The 20,848-nt window shown below is 38.0% G+C and carries 21 protein-coding genes; 4 read left to right on the forward strand and 17 right to left on the reverse strand.

Annotation, left to right across the window (positions count from 1 at the left end):
- The first annotated feature begins 163 nt into the window (after positions 1-163).
- The 3 genes from ACM0OT_RS06285 (at position 164) to ACM0OT_RS06295 (ending at position 1,614) form a co-directional block, all read left to right on the forward strand.
- On the forward strand, positions 164-880 hold the full coding sequence (locus ACM0OT_RS06285; RefSeq protein ID WP_414563543.1) for a hypothetical protein: 717 nt from the start codon (positions 164-166) through the stop codon (positions 878-880).
- 90 nt (positions 881-970) lie between these two features.
- Entirely contained in the window at positions 971-1,297 is a 327-nt protein-coding gene (gene clpS, locus ACM0OT_RS06290; RefSeq protein ID WP_414563544.1) for an ATP-dependent Clp protease adapter ClpS, read from the forward strand.
- Positions 1,298-1,302: 5 nt separating this feature from the next.
- A complete protein-coding gene (locus tag ACM0OT_RS06295; protein ID WP_414563545.1) occupies positions 1,303-1,614 on the forward strand; it encodes a DUF2103 domain-containing protein in 312 nt (103 codons plus the stop codon).
- Positions 1,615-1,662: 48 nt separating this feature from the next.
- Here ACM0OT_RS06295 and ACM0OT_RS06300 read toward each other — a convergent pair whose 3' ends face one another.
- From ACM0OT_RS06300 to ACM0OT_RS06320, 5 genes are all read right to left on the reverse strand, one after another.
- Entirely contained in the window at positions 1,663-1,983 is a 321-nt protein-coding gene (locus ACM0OT_RS06300) for a hypothetical protein (RefSeq protein ID WP_414563546.1), read from the reverse strand.
- Positions 1,984-2,231: 248 nt separating this feature from the next.
- Entirely contained in the window at positions 2,232-2,789 is a 558-nt protein-coding gene (locus ACM0OT_RS06305; protein WP_414563547.1) for a WcaF family extracellular polysaccharide biosynthesis acetyltransferase, read from the reverse strand.
- Between the two features lie 25 nt (positions 2,790-2,814).
- Positions 2,815-2,979: a hypothetical protein gene (locus ACM0OT_RS06310; protein ID WP_414563548.1), complete on the reverse strand. Its 165-nt coding sequence runs from the start codon at positions 2,977-2,979 to the stop codon at positions 2,815-2,817.
- Positions 2,980-3,032: 53 nt separating this feature from the next.
- Positions 3,033-3,452, reverse strand: a complete 420-nt coding sequence (locus ACM0OT_RS06315) for a DUF29 family protein (RefSeq protein ID WP_414563549.1) — start codon at positions 3,450-3,452, stop codon at positions 3,033-3,035.
- A 201-nt stretch (positions 3,453-3,653) separates the two neighbouring features.
- The gene (locus ACM0OT_RS06320) at positions 3,654-4,133 is read right to left on the reverse strand and encodes a YdcF family protein (protein ID WP_414563700.1); all 480 of its coding nucleotides are present in this window, start codon (positions 4,131-4,133) and stop codon (positions 3,654-3,656) included.
- A gap of 745 nt (positions 4,134-4,878) precedes the next feature.
- Here ACM0OT_RS06320 and ACM0OT_RS06325 point away from each other — a divergent pair.
- A complete protein-coding gene (locus ACM0OT_RS06325; protein ID WP_414563550.1) occupies positions 4,879-7,248 on the forward strand; it encodes a DUF4082 domain-containing protein in 2,370 nt (789 codons plus the stop codon).
- A gap of 179 nt (positions 7,249-7,427) precedes the next feature.
- On the opposite strand, the gene ACM0OT_RS06330 is transcribed toward ACM0OT_RS06325, so the two are convergent.
- From ACM0OT_RS06330 to ACM0OT_RS06385, 12 genes are all read right to left on the reverse strand, one after another.
- Positions 7,428-8,000, reverse strand: coding sequence for a YdcF family protein (locus ACM0OT_RS06330; protein ID WP_414563551.1), 573 nt, complete (start codon positions 7,998-8,000; stop codon positions 7,428-7,430).
- Positions 7,997-8,770, reverse strand: a complete 774-nt coding sequence (locus ACM0OT_RS06335; RefSeq protein WP_414563552.1) for a glycosyltransferase family 2 protein — start codon at positions 8,768-8,770, stop codon at positions 7,997-7,999. Before ACM0OT_RS06335 ends, ACM0OT_RS06330 begins: the two co-directional genes overlap by 4 nt.
- Before the next feature lie 82 nt (positions 8,771-8,852).
- Positions 8,853-10,046 (reverse strand): glycosyltransferase, encoded by a 1,194-nt coding sequence (locus ACM0OT_RS06340; RefSeq protein WP_414563553.1) that lies wholly within the window; start codon positions 10,044-10,046, stop codon positions 8,853-8,855.
- 45 nt (positions 10,047-10,091) lie between these two features.
- Positions 10,092-11,447, reverse strand: coding sequence for an O-antigen ligase family protein (locus tag ACM0OT_RS06345; RefSeq protein WP_414563554.1), 1,356 nt, complete (start codon positions 11,445-11,447; stop codon positions 10,092-10,094).
- Between the two features lie 10 nt (positions 11,448-11,457).
- Positions 11,458-12,573, reverse strand: coding sequence for a glycosyltransferase family 4 protein (locus tag ACM0OT_RS06350; protein ID WP_414563555.1), 1,116 nt, complete (start codon positions 12,571-12,573; stop codon positions 11,458-11,460).
- A gap of 16 nt (positions 12,574-12,589) precedes the next feature.
- Complete coding sequence (locus ACM0OT_RS06355) at positions 12,590-13,717, reverse strand: glycosyltransferase family 4 protein (protein WP_414563556.1); 1,128 nt, start codon at positions 13,715-13,717, stop codon at positions 12,590-12,592.
- Between the two features lie 8 nt (positions 13,718-13,725).
- Positions 13,726-14,718: a hypothetical protein gene (locus tag ACM0OT_RS06360; RefSeq protein ID WP_414563557.1), complete on the reverse strand. Its 993-nt coding sequence runs from the start codon at positions 14,716-14,718 to the stop codon at positions 13,726-13,728.
- Between the two features lie 5 nt (positions 14,719-14,723).
- A complete protein-coding gene (locus ACM0OT_RS06365) occupies positions 14,724-15,587 on the reverse strand; it encodes a glycosyltransferase family 2 protein (RefSeq protein WP_414563558.1) in 864 nt (287 codons plus the stop codon).
- A 26-nt stretch (positions 15,588-15,613) separates the two neighbouring features.
- Positions 15,614-16,618: a hypothetical protein gene (locus ACM0OT_RS06370; RefSeq protein WP_414563559.1), complete on the reverse strand. Its 1,005-nt coding sequence runs from the start codon at positions 16,616-16,618 to the stop codon at positions 15,614-15,616.
- A gap of 30 nt (positions 16,619-16,648) precedes the next feature.
- Positions 16,649-17,575: a glycosyltransferase gene (locus ACM0OT_RS06375; RefSeq protein WP_414563560.1), complete on the reverse strand. Its 927-nt coding sequence runs from the start codon at positions 17,573-17,575 to the stop codon at positions 16,649-16,651.
- A gap of 23 nt (positions 17,576-17,598) precedes the next feature.
- Entirely contained in the window at positions 17,599-18,297 is a 699-nt protein-coding gene (locus ACM0OT_RS06380; RefSeq protein ID WP_414563561.1) for a class I SAM-dependent methyltransferase, read from the reverse strand.
- Positions 18,298-18,423: 126 nt separating this feature from the next.
- A complete protein-coding gene (locus ACM0OT_RS06385; protein WP_414563562.1) occupies positions 18,424-20,715 on the reverse strand; it encodes a glycosyltransferase family protein in 2,292 nt (763 codons plus the stop codon).
- Positions 20,716-20,848 lie beyond the last annotated feature (133 nt).

Below are 20,848 nucleotides of genomic sequence, written 5' to 3' on the forward strand. Positions count from 1 at the left end.
GGGGTTGGGGGGTGAGGTTCTGTATTTTATTAAATCCACATTCCTAAGTAACGCTTCAGCACCACTGCTATTGAACTATCTCCGCAAGCAGTTTTAGTACTGTGTCCCATTACATCTGTCAGTAACAAATATGTTAAATATACGGTTGCAAATTATAATTTTTATGATAATGGGAGTTCTACTAGGTTGTCAAGAATCTCAAGTTTCATCACAACCAAATCTTGGTAATTCTTCCATAGCACCTACTGTAACTCACAGTGTTGCAGTCTCTAAAATTGCCCCAAACTTGCCATCTACTGAGTCCAGCAAATCTCAGAAAAAAACCACATCACCCCAGAAAACTGGCACAACTATTGGGCAAGCTATCGATTGCAATAATGATGGCAAAGATAACGGTTACCGTATCGATTACGACAAGGACGGCATTCCCGATGACTGTATTACTTACGACGATAATGGCAATGTCATCAAGAATGAGGAAGCCACCAACAATATTGACACCACAAATCCTCAAGCCTTGTATGACACTCGCATGAAGGCTTTAGAACAACTAACTGAAGGTTGCCAAGAAAATAGCAAGGTTGAAGGCGATATAACTTACACAACTTGTATACTTAACAATCGCCCTGTACAAGCAGCAGAATACCTCACCGAATTAGGCGATGGATTAATCATCTGGTTTGAAAATGGGAACGTCAAAGCTGTACAATTCACCCATAATGGTGAAACTTTCTTTTTTGACAATGGGCGATTAGAAGTAAAGTTTGAGGATGCTGGGGAAAAAGTGTTTACTACTTTCAGTAATGAAGAACGCAGCGAATTTGAAGAACTAGGACGCACTAGCTACCAACGCATCTTTCAAGAGTTTGGCATTCGCTAGCCCCTAGCCCCTATTCCCCAGTCTCCAGACAATAGACTAAACTAGTTATTTATAGTGTAGTTTTGTAAAATTCTGTTGGCTAACTGTTTTATGGTTACAAGACTTTCAGCAGCTATTTACGCAACGGGTACGTCACCGACTGTAGCGCCTGAACAGTCTAATCAAGTTACCCGTAAGCCTTATCCGAATTATAAGGTGATCGTGTTAAATGACGACTTTAATACTTTTCAACACGTAGCTGAGTGTTTGATGAAGTATATTCCCGGAATGACGGGTGATCTAGCGTGGGATTTGACTAATCAGGTACATTACGAAGGACAAGCCATTGTTTGGGTAGGACCCCAAGAACCAGCAGAACTGTATCATCAACAGCTGCGTCGTGCTGGTTTAACAATGGCTCCTTTGGAAGCGGCTTAAATATCATGGGTAAAGCCAATAAAGACGCTGCTCACAAAGACGGTAGATTAGTCTGGAATCACTCAACTCATATTTCTGGTCTCATCCCAATTTTAGAACGCCTCTGTCAACAGCATGGGATTCAAACTGTCACGCCAGGAGTGATTGGACGTGCAAAGGGTCATTGTCCCAAAATGCAACTGCGTGTGTCTGTACCCATTCGTGGTGGCTACAAAGTAATCGCCCGTCAGGGTAAGACAGTACAAGAGGTATTTATCCTGACCACGTTAGATCAGGACACATTCAAAGATACACTAGCGATCGCCATGAAAAATTAATCAGCCCCATAGTCTCTTGTTTACAGTTCAACGACTGTTGACTATTGATTATTCTTCAATATGGCGGACTGCGAATTTATGTAGCGGCAAACTCAGAATACAAGAAAAAGTCAAAAAATACGACAAAGCCGTAGTTATTTTCACAGACATGAGTAGAGTTTCCCAGTCAGGTAAAATCATCTTCTCAATGCCGAATGCCACACAGTAAACGAGCCAATAAGAAAAGCTCATTCTAAAGAGAATTTTCTCTGTTTCTTCTAGATTATCTTTTGGCTGCTTGCGATCCCACAGTAACAGTAGGCCAGCAATACAAGCAACAAAGGATACAGCAACTACAAATTCGTGACACAATACATTGATCGAATGCATTTGCGCTTATCCCAATACTTGAATCAGTTGAGATTCAGTCTAAAGGAATAATCCTCCTGCTTACAAAAAACATTTACAAACTGCAATAGAACACAGCAATTAATTTAAAAAAATGCAACAAAAGTTATATTTTTATCAAAATTGCTATTAATAATAAGTTTTAAATTCAATTATGGAGATTTATAAAGAAAGTAGGCGATCGCTAATTATGATTTGATATGGCAGTCCTAAATACATTAAAAATAAATCTACTCCCCACTTCCTACTCCCTTCTTCCGTTCCTTAATAGGTTCAGCAGGATTACCTGCATAAATCATCATCGGTTCTAAAGAGCGCCCCGTCACTCCACCTAAAGTCAGAACTGCTCCCCGACCAACAGTCACGCCAGGGCCAATCACTGACTTAGCCGCAATCCAACTACTTTCTTGAATATGAATTGGAGCCGTAATCAGTTGAAAATCAGAATGATTCCAATCATGATTACCTGTGCAAAGATAAACATTTTGAGATAGGCAAACATGACTATCTATGGTGACATGGGCAAGATTATCTATCCAAGCATCTTCCCCAATCCAAACATAATCGCCTACAGTTAACCGCCAAGGAAACTTCACCCGCACCCCAGACTTAATGCGAACGCCTTGACCAATTTTTGCCCCAAATCTGCGGAGTACCCAAACCTTTAAGGCTGACATGGGAAGCCAACGACTTTCAACCAAGGGTGACCCTAAAAAGTACCACAAAACTTGTTGCAAGTAAGGAGCGCCAGGAGTATAAGTACCAAGAGTATAGTTATCTAAACGCATATTTATAGTTAATTACTAGCAGGATTCATACTGGCTTGTGTATAGCCTGTAAAAATTCACAGGAGAGCGCGAGCAACATCTCGTATAATCCGGAAGATTCTTGGGGTTGATTTGATGGTACAGCAATTGGAGTAAAAGCAATACCTTGACTACCAAAGATGATGGTTGCGATCGCTTTAGCCCTAGGCATATGAAAATCTGGGGGAATTAGCTATATGTGTAGAAATTATGCACTATGTAAATCTATGCAATTAAGTTAAGGGCATGATTAATAATAACATTTTGATCAATTTTTGATTCTAACTCTTCTACTTCATATCTTCCTTCTTCTACTTCCAAAGAGGCATTATCTAAAGCTGAGGGATAGGCTTCTTCAAAAACCAATCGCAACTCTTCTGATGTTAAGTAAGAGCCTCCTGACTTACGTCGTTTATTTTTTAGCTGAATTTCCCGAACACAATTGCGAATTGATACATCCCAAGACCGGGTTGTTCGCTCCTCAGCTTTTTGCTTAATGAGATGTAGTAGCAAGACTTTAGCATAGCTGCGGATATTATTAATTTTATCTTCACGGCTCATTTCTTCTAATTCTTCAACAATAGCTAATGCTTCCGTGATGTTACCTTGTAACAATAAAGATTTTAAGTTGAGTATTTCTTCCATAAACGTCCATTAAAGTTGAAGTTTGAATGCTGACTCAATTATCTAAAACAAGGGGCTGAGTTCCCATATTTCAATACAATTCAGTTAATGATAATTGTAGATGGGGTCAACAGGCAGCACAACTCAACATATTCTTGATCATGTTGCTTCTTTTTGCATCAACTCAACTGTTGACTGATTTATCTAAACGCATATTTGTCGTTAATCAAAAGCAGGATTAAGACTTGCTCCTGTACGCCCTGTAAAAATCCACAAGAGGGCGCGAGTAATATCGCGAATAATCCGGATAGTTGATTCTTGGGGTTGATTTGATGGTACAGCAATTGGAGTAAAAGCAATACCTTGACTACCCAGGACGAGAGTTGCGATCGCTTTGGCTCTCGGCATATGAAAATCTGAAGTAATCAAAAATAAGTGCTGAACACCGTGTTGTTGGAACTCTGGGATGAGGGTAGTAAAGTTAGTAACTGTATCAACAGCACGATAATCCAGATAAAGTCTGCTTTCTGATACACCCGCAGCTTGAAAAATTGGTTTTACTAATTTAGGTGGAGTACCAGAAGAAACCCAAATTTTTAAATCAGGATACCAACGTGCTATTTCAGCCGCAGAATTTTCCCGATCTGTCCAACCGCCGAGGGTCAGAATAGCTTGAGGTTGAGGGGACTGGTGATAGGCGATAGCGCAAGCGCTGTTTCTTGGATGCCCGGAGGGCTTTTGTCAGTTCGCTAGTCTTACAGGAATGAGCAATAGTATTGTCAGGACAAAAATTACTGGAGTCAAAATCAAATATTTTGTAAGTTGAAATTTGAATAACTTTGCCCATATTTTCATAAATTTAACTTATCTGTTTCACAAAAAAATCTCCTATTATCTTTTCACATAAACGACACACTTCATAAATACTTCATGTCGAAGCACGTACTACACAGTAAAAAAAATCATTAAATCGGTACTATAAATTTAAAATTTTTTCTTTACCAAAGCATTGCTGACTGTGATTTGTAGGGTTTTCAGTTCAAGGAAATTTATGTAGTTTAACTGTAATTTCTTTGACAATATATGAAATTATGGTAAATTTACCCAGGCGAAACAAGAAAATTTCAGGTTTATTGAGAGGTAACAGTAATGACTGTTCACAGCATCTGTTGGATTTATGCGATCGTATTTAAAACCACCTTTGACAACCTGGTTTTTTCACTGATTTAACTTAGTGTTAGTCACAATTTAAGATTTCGGTGCCAATTTATTCTGTAAGCAATTTTTATGGCTTACTAGAAGCAATCAATTGTTGAAAAGCTGCCAAAGGTAGTTAATACTTTCATGCGATTCAATTTTTCAGTGTGTATACCTAAATACTACTGAACTTTTGAATTTAGATAGAAATGTGTTTGCAACATCAAAATAGTTGGTGGATGAGGATTTTATGAAGCTTTTCAATAATGTTCTGAGAGTAATTTATTCTCCTACTGTTCTCTTGTGGGCTGTTGTCTTTGGGGCTGTTCCAACCAATGCAGCTAGCCTAGTCCCAACGAATACATCTCGAACAGCAACCTATTCAATCACAGTCCAAGACAAGGACACTAACTCTGTTCAGAGTGGTAGTCTAAAGAAATTTTTAACCGACATAAAATTAGCACAGACAACTTCATCCACAAGTACAGTTTTTACAACTCAAGTTCCTAATATTTCCAAGACTGATGGCGCTCCCTACGAATTAGGGATGAAATTCCGCAGTACCAGAGACGGGCAAATTAACTCCATTCGCTATTGGAAACCTGCCAGCGAGACAGGAACTCATATTGGTAAAATCTGGTCAGCAACAGGAACTCTCTTAGCCAGCGTCACTTTTACTAACGAGACTACTTCTGGTTGGCAGCAAAAGGCTCTGAGTACACCATTGAGTATTCGAGCTAATACAACTTATGTTGTTTCTGTGAACGCGAATAGCCATTATGCCTACACAGAAAATCAACTAGCTAGTTCCATAGCCAATGGAAATCTTAGTTCAGTTGCTGACGGTAATAATGGAGTGTATAACTCAACTCGCGGAAATTTCCCGAATAGCTCCTACCGTAATAGCAACTATTTTCGTGACATCAATTTTGTTGCTGTTACCGCCACATCAACACCAACACCAACACCAACACCAACACCAACGCCAACACCAACACCAACACCAACGCCAACGCCAACGCCAACACCAACACCAACGCCAACGCCAACACCAACACCAACTCCGAACCCAATCCTCAACCAGCAATCTACTCCATTAGATCATCTCAGGGCTGCACCTCGACCTATCTTTAAACAGGGCAATACACTGTTACCTTTAGGTCACGCAAGTTGTGGACCATCTAAGGAAATTTACACTGAGTTAGCCAATTACTGGGGATATGGACTACCAATAGATAAAGAGGATTTGTCCAAAGTCGCCTTAGCTAATCCTGGTCGCTACCAACCTATAGCTATTGTAGGAGGTGTATATAGATTTTATGATAACTATGATGGGCGTAACGCTGACCTTCCTAAGCTACCGCCAAACACTTGGTTACGTGACAAGAATGGAAATATCATTCTCAATGGTGGTCGACCAATAGTTAGTCCTGCTGCACCGAATGAGGCTTTTCAAATTATCGGCGATTATTATGGTCAACGGCTAGGTCAGTTAGAAAAATCTGCTGGACAGCCTATCAAATTAGTCCTTAATGAGGGTGAGACTGGGCTTTGGATTCTTGGCGACAATGATCCGGAACAGTACTTTGGACAAGATCCTAAAGTAAAAGCTGACTTTATTAACTCTGGTCTGAATGACTGGTTTGTTTATATATCTCGCAACAAGGCGCGACAAGAAGGAGTCCTGAAGGAGAAATTATTTAGTTACTTGCAGTCTCGACCTGTATATTCCTGGTATCAGGAGCAATATGGTACTGAACGTGGTCGATGGGCTGGCTGGTCATGGTATATGTTCTTGTACGAGCATTTTCTAGACTCTTCTCGTAAACCTATTGTGTCTGATTATACGTCTCCCGAGATGTATCACAATTTTCATAACTCTGGTTGGAGTGGTGTATCGTACAACAGTATGGTGCCGTGGGATGCCTTGACACAAGCATTGAACAATATATCTGGAGCAATCAATCTTGGACAGAAATTTACTTATCCTTGGGTAAGTATGGGTTCGGAAGGCGAAGTGCCAATCTCTGATCCAGATAGGTTTATGGGTATGATGAAGGCTTACTACACGGCAGGAGCAGTCGGGTCTGTGGGTACTTATTTTGTATGTAGTGGACCGATATGGGAGTCGCTCTACCATAACAAGGCCGTTGGGACAACAACTCCTACACTAATTCAGCAATTAACAGTACAAGGTCATGTTCATGCGTTGTTCTCACATCTAGAGGAGTATCTGCGTAATGGAGATCTGCTGTCTGGTCCAAATCTGCATCCGTACAAAAGTTACACTAAACTATTGCCAGCAATGGAATTCCCTGCTGAAGGTCAAACAAAACAAGTACCAGGTATATGGGGATCTATCACAATACCCACGGCTCGTGTCCTAGCACGTAAAATTGTCGGTGAAGACCGTTGGCTAGTAACTACTTGGGCAAATGTAGGTGATGACCGTGACATCAGGGTAAAAATTGATAATAAACTAGGAACTCTGACTTTACGTGCAAGGAAGGCAGGTTCTGTGTATGTTGTTAAACTTTTCAATGGCCTACCTCAAGTCACTCTTGTCGATTCTGATGCTATGAACCCGACAAAGAATATGACTCCTTCTACGGTTTTTTAGTTTACTGAACTCACATCTACATCTATGTTAAGTCGACAATAATTTTGACGATAATAGTCAAAAAGAGTGGGAGATGAGGCTAGGAACTCTAGCCTCATCTCCCCTTTCTTCATTCGCGATTATCATTTTTATTAAAAATATTTTGAGTATTTTAACTGTTTGACAAAAAGTACTTTATTCTAACTTTTCACGGTTGCTCCTGTATAACCTGTGACAATCCAAAGTAGAGATCGCCCCATATCGCGAATAACAGGAAAAATAGTTTCTTTTTTCGATTGTTCTGATTGTACAGAAATGGGAGTAAATGCAACACCTCGGCTACCAAGAATCAAGATAGCGATCGCCTTTGCTCTAGGCATATGAAAATCCGAAGTAATTAGGTAAACGTGGTGTATACTTTTACGCTTAAATTCAGGAACAATTGTGGTAAAGTTTGTAACTGTATCAATAGCACGGTAATCAAGATGAAGACGGCTTTCTGATACACCAGCAGCCTGAAAAATCGGTTTTACTAGTTCAGGTGGGGTACCTGAAGAAACCCAAACTTCTAAAGAAGGATTCCAACGGGCGATTTCAGCAGCAGTCTCTTCTCGATCTGTCCAAGCGCCAAGGGTAAGGATAGCTTGCGGTTGAGGAGCTAGGGATTGGGCAATTAATAAACGTAGCGGAATGATGAGCAGTAAAGACAGAAGAGAACTTCCTAGAACTAAAATCAAATATTTTTTGAATTGCCAATGAAATTTTCTCTTCATGTTTCTTCTTTTAATTGCTCTGCTTCAATCAAACGAATTGCCAGAAGAATTTCTGCTAATACGCGTTGAAATGCATAGTACCAACCATGCCACCCATCAAGAATTCCACCTTTGATAATCAGGCAGTAGAAAAAGATAATGACAGGGGCAAGAAATTTTTGTTTGCGGATGCGATCGCCCCAACTTAATTTACTTACCGGAGTACTCAATAATTTCTCGACTTCAATCAGCATATAGCGATCCTGTGCCCATAACCAACGACTAAGAGATTTGCGATCATCGTGATAAATATAGCTGGATAATATTGCTGATTTCCCTTTCACCTGTAGGAGTTGGGTATGACCATCATCAATGTAAATAGATTTGTTTATATTAAAGAGAACCTGTCTAGGAGGGAGTATAGTACCCCTAAGAGGTTTACCAAAAACACAATATTTAAATTTAACAAAATAACCATCTATTGGTGAATTTTCAGGTAATCCTTTGATTTCTTCAATTAATTTTTCTGAAACAACATAATCTGCATCTAGAGATAATACCCACTCGGAGTTAATTTGTTGTAACCCGTAATTCCATTGTTTAGCATGGGTATCAAATTTTCTTTGTAATAATTTCACTTGGGTATAGGATGTTATAACTTTTAAAGTTTCATCGTTACTATAACTATCAACAATAATAATCTCTTTTGCCCAATTCAGTTTTTGTAGTGTTCGATTGATATTAGATGCTTCATTATAGGTAAGAATTAGTGGGGTAATTTTATCTAACATAAATTAAATACATACAAATTTAACAAAATTGCAGACACGAGTAAATTGTTGATAAATCTCTCAAATAGACAGTGAATAAATTTTAAAACAAAACAGTAAGAGGTGCTTTTTTCAGAACAGTTGTATAAATCTCTTTCATTTGTGAGGCTGTTTTTTCTAAAGTATATTTTTCACATATCATCTGGCGAGCTTGCTCACCCATGTTTTTAGCAATTTGAGTATTGTTTAAATAATCTTCTAAAGCATCGGCGATCGCTGCTATATCCATTTCTGGAACATAACCTAGTTGGTTTTGTTGTACAACAGAAGCTAGAGCTACACCAGGAGTAACGAGAACAGGAACACCTACAGATAATGCCTCTAAAACTGAGACAGCAAAATTCTCAGAGTGAGAGGTCAGAACAAAAAGGTCTGAACCTTGCATCAATATATCCTTTGTCTCCCCTTCGACAAATCCAACAACACGAGTGCGATCGCGCAATCTGTTAGAGACAAGCAGAGATTCTATTTGGGCTTCGTAATCCGAAGTACCACTACCTGCAAGTATGAAAGTAAATCTATACTGTGTAATTTTACTGAGAGCAGGAATCAGATAATCTAAACCTTTTTTATAATGCAGCCGAGACAAGAATAAAATTATAGGTTCGTCTGGTGGAATATTAAATTGTTGCCGCAGACGTTGGCGAGCTTCGGAAATCTGGGTTGGTAAAGACATTCCCAGGGGTAACACAAAATTGGCTGGGTGCAGTTTAAGTTGGGATACTTCTTGCTTTTCCTTTTGGGAGGTAAAGTGAATAGCCTGACTGTTATTAAGATTTGCTTGCTCTATGAGTTTAAGGTAAGTTTGCTTTTTACGTTTACTTTGTTGTAAAGACCACTCACATAGTAAACCATGCGGAGTTACTATATAAGGAACATTTTTGAGGCGAGCGATCGCCATTGCGATTGTAGATGGATAGGAGAATAGAGCATGAATATGCAAAATCTCATACCTAAAAATATTGTGCCAAAGCCATTGTGTCAACTCACTAGAGAATGCAAATTCCCTGACTGCTCTGATCTTTGGTGAAAAACGTTGGAAAAACCAAACTGGAATATGATTGTATTCAATACGTTTTCCAAGTGGAATATCCAGTAAGGTATCACCATCATCATTCGTGGTGGCAATCTCAGCATCGACATTATTTAATCGCAATGCTTTTACCATATCTAAAACAGCCTGACTAGTACCACCACGCACTTTTGTTACAGAAGGAATAATATGGAGGACTTTCATTAATGAAGAATTAATAGGTAAAAAATTTTGGTAATAATACAAATTTTATTTAGAATTTTGATTTTGTGTTGACTGCCGTAAAAGGTACTGATTTTGTATAACATCCAAATCAAGTAAATATTTTCCTAGTGACAAATACATAAGCAATGAAAAGACAGAAAAAGATAAATTTCCTAAGAGAAGAGCTTCTGAAAAGCTTCCAGCTAAAAGACCTGTCAAACCCGCAATAACAGTACTACTTTGTAAAAAATAATTAGGCTTTCTATTACTTAATTTATGAAGTTCAAACATCATCTTCAAACACCCCAGTCCTACCATTACTATAGGTATAAATCCCACCAAACCTGTAGTGTCTCCAGCAGCTAACCAAGAATTTTCACCAAAAACCAACCGATCTCCTTGCAAGGGAGAACCGAAGAGTGGATTACTCCTGAAACCACTCCACATCCCAGACCATGCTCCTTCACGTGTATTTCCACCCGAAACAAACCTGTTGCTTTCCGGTGCGTTATTAGAAATTGCATCTGGAGTTTTTAAAAAGTAAAATACTATGGCAGATAAAACACCAATAAACAAGCCTAGCCTTGGCAAAGAACCACCTCTATTACGATAAAAGAATAAAATCGAGCTTACTGCCATAATTCCACCAGTTCGGGAACCTGTTAAGAATAAAAAGTAAGCTATAAGAAGTAAAATAGCAATCCATAAAGCTTTTATCCAATCCCATTTTTTACGGCTTTCTATAAGGAAGATCAAATTGGGAATAGTGCCGGCTAACAGAGCAGCCGCATGTTGTGCATTACCAGTAGTTCCCAAGAATCTTCCTTGCACAAATGTCATTGCCTGCATATTGAATCTTCCTTGATAAGCACAGGAAATCGCAAAGATGGCACCAACCATCGCAAGTGACCAAACACCTAAGTGGAAATTGTATTCATCCTGCAACCAACGTGAAGGCCCTAATTTGAACATAAGTACAAGAGCCACAAATGTAAGCAAAGCAAGTAACCCAAAGCCTATGTCGCCATACAATAAGATTTTGGCAAAAACTGCTATCTGAAATGCTATCAAGTAGTAGATTGGTTGTGGAATCAGTGTCCTTCGCCATCCATTGCGCGTTTGCATTCCTAGTACTATCAGCAAAACGAGAAGAACTATAGTTAGAGGGCGACCCATATCGCGCAACTGCTGCAAGGGAACAACTAGAGGTGGTGGCTCGGGTATCCACTCATCCTTAAACTTTCCTAGTGAGGCCGCGTAACAGCAAAATGAGAATAATAACCAAGCTAAACGGCGGGAGCGTCTAGCTTGTTCCAAAACTATTACACCAATGACAATACCTACTAAGCCATAAGGGCTAAAAATGAGGTCAAGAAGTCTACTAGTAAAATCTGAAGTCATCCTTTAGAACTCATACCAAATTTCCAGAAACCAGATTAGTGGTATTTTGCTTGACTGTTTTCATCTGATGTACGCCATGTATCAAATGCAGCCAACGAGTTGCCCAAATATTTGTGGCGTACGGTGCTGCTAGCTGTTGCGATCGCTCTCCCCAAATTGGTAGCTCAAGATAGTTTTGATGTAAAGTAAGCATTGCCTTGGCTAAAGCTTTTGGATTTTCTTTCGGTATAATCAACCCATTATACCAAGGTCGAATTACCTCAACCGCAGAACCACAGACATCAGTACAAATAATAGGTAAACCAGCTGCGGCAGCTTCGACCAAAGCTAAAGGCCAAGGATCAAACCGACTGGGCAAGATAAAAGCGCCTGCTGATTGCCATACGGCTTGCATTTCTGTTGGCTGTAAAAATCCTCGATTCTCAATTCCCTGTTTTCCCTGAAGATGTGATTCCAACGCCCCTTGTCCACAGCATACCAATGTCCAAGGATTGGATACTTGGGAATGATAAAGTTGATAAGCCTCTATTAATACATCAACTGCCTTCACCGGCACATAGCGACCGACAAATAAAAAGGAACGCGGCCATTGAGATTCTAGCCGTTGTCTCCATAATGGAGACCAGGCATCGTAATCAATACCATAAACTCCACGTACTATATTTGCTGAGTCAATTCCCAAACGTGAGGCATATTGCCAACTACGTTCTCCAGCAACGACAACACTATTTATCCGTTGTAAGTAAGAGTGGAGAAACCAACGGGCTAGATGCTGCTTCCAAGTACCCCACCAGGGGGTATCCATAGTCATAATTATGGCTGCTTCTTTAAATTCAGACGCAAACGCCAGCTGACGATAAGGTTTGTGTAACCAGCCACAAAGAACAATTACATCGGAAGATTCTGACAACACTAAACGTTTAATGAAATTGGCATCCTGTCTTTCCTGTAGATCTAAAAGCCGGCAGGGAATACCTTGCATCAGTTGGTCAGAAAATGCCGTTTCAGTACGAGCTTGAAAGGCAATAACAAATACATCAATTTCTGATAATTGATGCAAAGCTCGCCAACAGGCTGCCATGTAGCCAGAGATATCAGCCCAGCAGAAGACAACTTTGAGAGCCATAGTTACTGTGTTAGTGTTAAGCAAATTGCTGTAAAGCAGTTAGTACCCGATCTACACATTGCGACCAAGTATATTGTGCTGAATGTTTGCGCCCTCGTTGAGCATATTCTTCGGCAAGATGACTATTTTCTGTCAAATTTACAAGGATTTCTACGATGGGTTCAGTTGCTTCTGGATTAACAATAATCCCAGCATTTCCAACAACTTCTGGCAGAGAGGCTTTGTTGGAAACAATGACTGGAATACCTACAGCCATTGCTTCAAGCGCGGGCATACCAAATCCTTCATAGAGAGAAAGAAATAACAGGGATGTTGCTTTGCGTAGCAGCTGGGGTAAATCCTCATCTGAAACCATGCCCAACAAGGTAATATTAGAGTAAGATTTAGCAGCTTCAATGTAATTTGCTTCTAATTCACCAGCAACAACGATATTTAAGTTACTGTTGCGCTTTAGCAAAGCCTCTGCGACAGCGAGGACATAATCACCTCCTTTTTTTTGACGTAGGCCACCAACTACTAAAGTATATGGAGCTTCGATTGGTCGCTTTAAATCTTTTGGATTTTTTGAGGCAATATCAAAGAAAGACTGCTCAACACCATTTCCAACTACTATAATCTTTTGCGGATCACCCCCTAGTAAGTCCACCATTCGCTGCTTGGAAAATTCCGACACAGTAAAAACGACCCGGCATTCAGATAAAGCACGACGTACCCAACGCCCCCATTTGTAGCGAAACAATTGATGCTGCCAAGTATGTGACCAAGGTAAATTTGGTTCAAATGCTTGTACGTCATGAATTGTGACAGCAACTGGACACTTTGACACTGGTATATAAGTTTCCATTGGTGCGTAGAGCCAGTCTGTTTGTTCTGGTAAATATCGATCCATACGTGGGTAACCAAATAGTTTCCATGTACGCTCAGTAAAATTTTCTAATGTAGGGAAAGTATACTTCGGTAGTTCCCGTAAGGGACAACGCGGGTCTAGCTTATTATCTTTTCCAAGCCATTGTTGTGAAAAAAAAAGTTCTAGTTCGACCTCTTTTCTAGCTTTAATACCTAACAAAATATGATTTATATGCCGACCTACTCCTGTGCAGGGTAGATATGTGCGAATGGGATGAATGTAAGATATTATTTTCATCAAAATTATTATGTACCAGCCTTTTTGGGTTTGATTATAGAGTTGGCTATTTTGTGGTAGATATTATTTAAAAAGCGCCTTTTTCTCAAGCTTTGAATGGGAAACTCTAATAAGTAGTAGAAACTATTTTTACAAACAATAAACAATAAATCAAAAATAGATCTATCAATTAAAAAGTATTTATAAAATAAATATTTACTAGGCATTAATGAATTTAATTGATAACCAGCCCAGTGCAAAATAACTACCTGCTTTTTATGGTCTAAACCGCCATAATCCCACAAATAGTACTTCCCATCTTTTAGGTAAATTTTTCCTGATTGCCTTGCCCACCCGTTTTGACAGATGCCTCCAATCACTTCTGCAAAATGCCCATAGCGCAAGGGTTTCGTGTCGCAGCAGTAGTTAATAAAGGCTTGATCTGTATTACGAGGATTGAGTTGGTTCCGTATTTTCAAAGCACTCTCTGCTAGTTTTTCAAACTCTTCTATTGAGAATAGTCCTTTTCGAGAAGCCCAACGACCGGAATTAAAACCGCGACCTCGACCTTGTCTTAACGCTTCTTGGCGAAATTCTCCTGGTTCGTAAACTTGATTAATGGCGCAATCATAATGTAAGAAGTCAAATCCGTAGGTTTCTACTGCTTCGATGAAAGGTTTGAGATCCGCTAGCACGATTTGCCGGGCATCTAAGTACATAAAATGTTCTAATGGTCCCCAAAAAGAAGCATATCGCCTGAACCAATAAGGGCCAGTAGGTGTGTAGCCTAGCTCAAATGCCTGACCAATTACCTCTAATCGAAGAAAAAATGAATCAGTATATACCTCAAATTTATAAATATCACTCAAATTAAACAGGCGATCGCACTTATCATTAAAGGGAATCAGAATCAGCTGCAAATCTGGGTTAAAGGTTCTGAAGCTATTGAGAAAAGCGATCGTCCAATCATAAACTGCATCATTCGCTGAAAAATAGACTCCAATATTCTTAGAATGAGCCATATTAATCAATATATTTTTCTATGTTTACGTAAAGCAAGAATCAATTGACTAGGAAGGATCTCACGAATTTTACTAATGATGTTTTTCTGCAACCAAAAACTTTTGTATTCATTAACAAAATACAACTCTTGCTGAATAGATTTGCCAAAGTATTTTCTACAAATAGACCAACGCTCTTTAGTAAAGCTCAATAAATCTCTAGACACTCCTCCTGATCCATCAAATTTAGATATAATTACAGGAACTTCCTGAAAATGATAGCCAGCAACGTAAACCTTGGCGATGAAATCATGATCTGCACACCAAGTTAAGAACGTATCAAAGAGATATTTAACTTGTAGTTCTCTTTTAACAAAAATACTCTGATGACAAGTAGGTATTTCACGCCAGATTATAGATAAATTATATGGCTGACGCTGATAGGTATGATATCCATATTTATCGTTAACAACATATTCAGTTCTGCCATAAACAACATCCACTGAATTATCAAGATATTCTGCAACTTTAGCCAGCGTATCTTCTGCAAAAAATTTATCACCGCAATTCATAAAAATTATCCAATCCCCAGTAGCCGCCAAGGCTCCTTTGTTCATGGCATCATAAATTCCAGCATCTTTTTCACTAATCCAATAGGATATATTTTCATTGCTTTTGTGTAGGAAATCTAGCGTACCATCCTGAGAACCACCATCAATAATGATATATTCTACATTTTTGTATGTCTGAGAAATGATGCTAGAAAATGTTTCCCGTAATTCCTCCAGCCGGTTAAAACTTACTGTAATCACAGAAATTTTTGGATATTTTTCCCTCAAGGACTGCTCTTGAGCAGCAAAATCCTTGAATCCATCGTATTTGCTTACCATCAAAACCTTTATTTTTGGTTAAAATTCTACCAGTAGCAACCATTTTCAGTTCCATGAGATTGCACAAAATTATTTACTGTTGCCGGCTTTTCTGAGGGAAGGGGATGTACCCAATGTTCGTTAAATAATTTTTGATAATAAGGTCTTTCATCCCACCTTGCACCACGAATACCAAATAAAATTTGAGTACCTCCTCCAAGGTGAATAGCCTTTTTGCCAATATTCTTGACAAAAGCAGCTAATGGCAAACCATAGGCTCCTGCGCCGATAACAGCTATATCAAAATTAATATTGGAAATGCGATCGCACATAAAATTAAGAGCATCAAACCATGTGGGAAAATCTACACTATTTCCTGCAATAGATTGAACTGCTGGCATGGTTTTTAGTTCAAATTCTGGTAAAACTTTGCTATCCGCAAATAACAAATGTCTTTTATTGTACTGTTGTTTGATACTTTCTTCAAAAGGATATATTACTAAAACTGTTTTTCCTTCTAAAGCTGCTGACCAAGGTCGTTCATGGCGATACGGTTCTAAATCTGTTAGTAATACTTTTGTTGCATTTATTGTATTAGGTAATATTTGGCTAAATCGCTCCTCTGCTTCTAACCAGGAACCAAGTACATCAATATTTTTGATATCACGAATCATTAATTCACAAAAACGATTTAAGTTAGTTTCGTCAGATGGGAAAAAGCCAGATAAATTTATAATTTTTTTCTTGACTGATTCATCCCACCAAAACCAACCAAAATCGCCATTGATATATTTAATGCTTTTCAGCAAAAGGCTTGATTTATCGATGATATTTAAATATACCAAAATAGTATCAAGCTCTGTAGAACCTAGTCTACTAATCATGCAGGGTTTATCTCTCGATAAAATATCTTTTATATAATCTCCTGCCTCTTGCCCTTGGATATCAAAATGTGTTTGGCATTTGTCTAAAGTTTTGTGAGAAATGCCAGGTCTTCTTCGAGAAATTAAATATCTACTTATATTCAAAAACAAACTAATTATCGTATTCATATAAAATTAAATATTATTTATTAATAATAACTAGATAACGGCATTTTCTTGCATTTTAATCTCTTTAAAAGCCAAATTTTTACCCTTAATTCCTGCTTGATGGAAAGAGTATGTTTTTAAGCCATATCGTAAAAATAAATATAGCGAATATATTTTTGAGCTTTTCCAAAAAGATTGGGGCGCAAAAACGCCTCGAAAATATGCGAGGATTGTTTGTGAGTAAGCCAGTCCTTCTACTAAACGCAACAGATAGTCTTCTTGTAAACGATTAGCAGGTATTAAGTGAGTCAGTTTTAAAGATGCAAATAGGCCTGTACCTAAACCGATATCACAGGCTGTAAATGCTAAGTCGGAGTCTCCACAAGAGGTAAGCATTTTACCTTTGCGATCCATATTTGCTCGTTGAGGATTTTTACGAACTAACTCACTATAATTTTGTGCAACAACCTTACGAACACAAAGCCCAGCCCCACATGGGGTTGTTTCATATTGCTCTGTTAAATTAGACCAGCGATCATGCTCAAATTCTCGAATTGCCAAATTTCCTAAATAAGGTTTTGCCCAAGATGGAGGTGGTACTTCAAATTCAGGTTTAATTTGTCCACCCCAAGCACCAATAAATGGAAAATCTTTACTAATCTGCCATGTGGTTTCTAAATAATCTGAATCTAAAACGTTATCATCATCAACAAATACTATTACTCCAGCCGTAGCTTCTCGAATTCCTCTCAGCCGAGCCGCAGTCAGCCCTAGTTGTTCTTCTCGAATATGGCGAGCTTGGGGATGCCAACTTAAATTAATTTCCAACGCTAGAGGGCGATCGCTAGCATTATCAACTAACAAAATTTCCCAAAAATCTTTAGATAATGTTTGATATTTTAACGCTTCTAAAACCCTCTCTAAATAATTTCGTCGAGGATTGTGGGCACAGATAATTATACTAAGGGGTAGTTGCATACAAAATGACTTTGGGCTTTGTTTTAAAATGCTGAATGTTCAAATTCTAAACAACCTTTTTCTACTTTACGTAGCCAAAGAAGATTATCAACTTGTCCGCCAAATTTCCATTTACCACTAGCAAGGGCTTCACCAATTGTTCTAGCTACGCCTTCAAAAGCAATACAATCATGGAATGCAAGAATACCTCCTCCTACAATCCAAGGAGTTGCTTTTTCGTAATCATTTTTGCTTCCTTTGTAACTATGATCGCCATCAATAAAAACAAGATTTAGAGGATTCTCAAGGAAATCTGAAGGTATCAGATCCTGGCTATTCTTCCTGATTAGAGTGATGCGATCAGCTACTGCTTTGGTATTTTTTTTAAACTCCTTGAATGTATCTCTTTCACCCTCAGGCATAGTTTGGTTTTCCCAAGTATCAACACAAAATAAGTGTCCGCCTTTGGAAGCCAAAGCAGCCGCAATATAACAACTAGATGCTCCTAAATAAGACCCTATTTCTAAAGCTTTTGCAGATTCTCTAAGCTCCTTAGCTAATATGTAGAGCGTATTTAGTTCGCGAGCAGTCATGTGTGTGCTTATCTTTTTCTTATTTAAGCAGCTTAGTTTGCTAAGTTGCCTATTAATTGAAGAACTTTGGAAATCAGTTAGTAATTGTTCTGCTCGCCAAATCAAGTGATATGATGCCCTATAAGAAAAATCACTTATTTGCATTTTCATTTTCTTAAATCTCCAAAAATATGTTTTCACCAACCGATTCTAAATGAATATGAGTTACACTCACAATGAGTAATAAAAATTCCTATTTTCTACTCTGCATTACCCGATCACTTCCTAGCCTATTATTTAAGTAAGTTGCTCAAAAATCGCATACCCATTACGTAATTCTGGATTTTGGGTGAATACTAAATAATTGGAATCTAAAAGTAGTTTTTGGTGATTCTTATAATTTTCAAATGTATTTATATCATCCAATAAAACAAACTTATAGTCTTCCAATTCATTGTCTAATTCCTCAATACTTATGCTTAATTGAGAACCATCGATTAAAATAATATCAAAAAGATTAATATTGTTTTTTTCTTTAATATTTCTGATAATTTTACTAGTTTCTTTAGGTAAGTCTTCTGAAGAACTGGGCGGAATATCATAAGATTTGACAACAGACTCACTCATGAAACGCTTTTGTAACTTATTAAACTTAGGAGTAGAAATATTGATACAAAAGGCGGTTGGCTTGTTTGGGTTCTCTCTGATGCCTGTTAAAAGTGCTTCCGTAATCACCTCTCCACTAGACGCTCCAATTACTAAAGCTGTTTTGATATCTTCTTCCTTGACCATTTTGCGGATTGTCTGAAAAAATTCATCAGATTTTATAGTTGAAAATTCGTAAGGAAGGAAGTAACCAAATCTAGTTTCTAAACGAGAGACTGGCTCACGTAGCAATGTTTTTAAATTTAAAATTAGCCACTGTTTTACCGAGGTTTTATAAGATTTTAAGCTTCTAAAATCAATCGATTTAGAAACCAAATTATCTGTAAAACCTTTGGTTTGTTTATTTAGCGATTGAGATTTTAAATAAGCGGCATCGCTCAACAATTTAACAACTTCAAATTGTTGACATGCTGTAAGCATCATACAGATTTGGTTGAGCCAGTCTTGGAAGTTTTGGCTAGGCAATCGGTGAGCGCTATACTGGCATTTTAATGGGTCACTGTAGGGTAAAATGTCTCTACTTGTGAGAGTATTAATAACCCAACGAGTCCGATCTAGTTCGGAATGGCAAAGAGAGGGAAACTTATTAGCATAGTTGACAGCATCATTTAATTTTCCTTGGCAAAGCAGAGTAATAATTAAATAAGCCCACTCTAATGGATCGGGATCTATAGCTTTTAGTAGATCGAGAGTCCATTCAATTGGCTGAATAATCCAATAATGTGCCGTTGCTGCATTGCCTTTGTAGAGGTGACATAATGCCAGTCGGAATTTTGGTTGTGCTTGAGAGTCTACAAAGTTTAAGCATTTGAGATACAAAGCTTCTGCTTCATCATATTTACCCGCCCAGAGTTTTTCATCTCCTTGATGCAGTAGCGCTACATCCGATGCGTTCACAACAATATGTGAATTTTTAATTGCTGATGAACTGTCTACAACCTTTAAAGGCTCAAAAGGACTTTTTTGAACAATCCTTTGATTTGGTTTCAGGGCTTTGTGTAGATGAAACCATTGCAAAATTTGATCTCGTTGTTTTAATGTATGTTGGGAATGAACTAGTTGATAACCAGCATTAGTAATTTTCTCTAATTCTTCCCGGTTTTGAAATAGGTAATCCAGCTTATCTAATATGTCATTTTCATCAGCAAAGACGCAATTTCCCATATCAACAAAACCTGCTGCTTCGACAGTTGCATTTTTTTCTGTTATCAAACAGGATTTAGAACCAGGAATTTCCAGAAATTTGCGAACAAATTCCCTTGCCATTGTACCGCAAGTAGGTGAAAAAGAAGAAGCATTAATCATCCGAGCATACTGTTCGCCAAAAAGCATTCTTGATGTTTCTCGGTTTTGCATATATCCTAAATGCGGACAAATTAAAGTGGGATAATATTTAGCAACAAGTCTATTAATTTTTTGTCGCCAAGGATATAGTGATGTTTGGCTACCAGTAATCAGCACTGGGATATTTTTAGGTTGATTATAGTCTCTAAATATGTCAGAATCTATAAAATTTGGCCAGATAAATAAATTGTCAGCAATCTCTGGAAGATATTCAGCTAAAGGAATGGATATTGTAAATACTGTCTCTATTCCCCAATGTTCGATATCAGAAAGAAAGGCTGAATGAAATCCACAAAAAGAATCTCCGTTATAGAAAGCTAATTTTGGTATTTCTGGATAATAATGAGTATTTTTAACTCGTCGTTTATCAGATGAGGCATTACCAGTTTCAAACAAAGCTAAATCTGGTTGATATTGTTCGCAAATTTGTTGGTAATCGCTTTCATGACTAATAACAATTACTTCAAAAAATTCTGATAGACACTTAACATGTTCTTGTTTATGTAAATTGTAAAATTTGGCTGAACCTTGATTATTCCATTGAAAGAAAACAAGTTTTGGTTTATTAATGTTATTCATAAATATTTTTGGCTCTCCCAGAGTAGTTATGTTAAAATAACATAAATAAATCAAGCATAATTTCTGTAATTAGCAGTTAATAGTGGCGGTAAAGTATGCAGGAAGAGTAATTACAGAATAAATTCATAATATA

The sequence above is a fragment of the Anabaena sp. CCY 9613 genome (assembly GCF_963920895.1).
GTDB lineage: Bacteria > Cyanobacteriota > Cyanobacteriia > Cyanobacteriales > Nostocaceae > Cyanocohniella.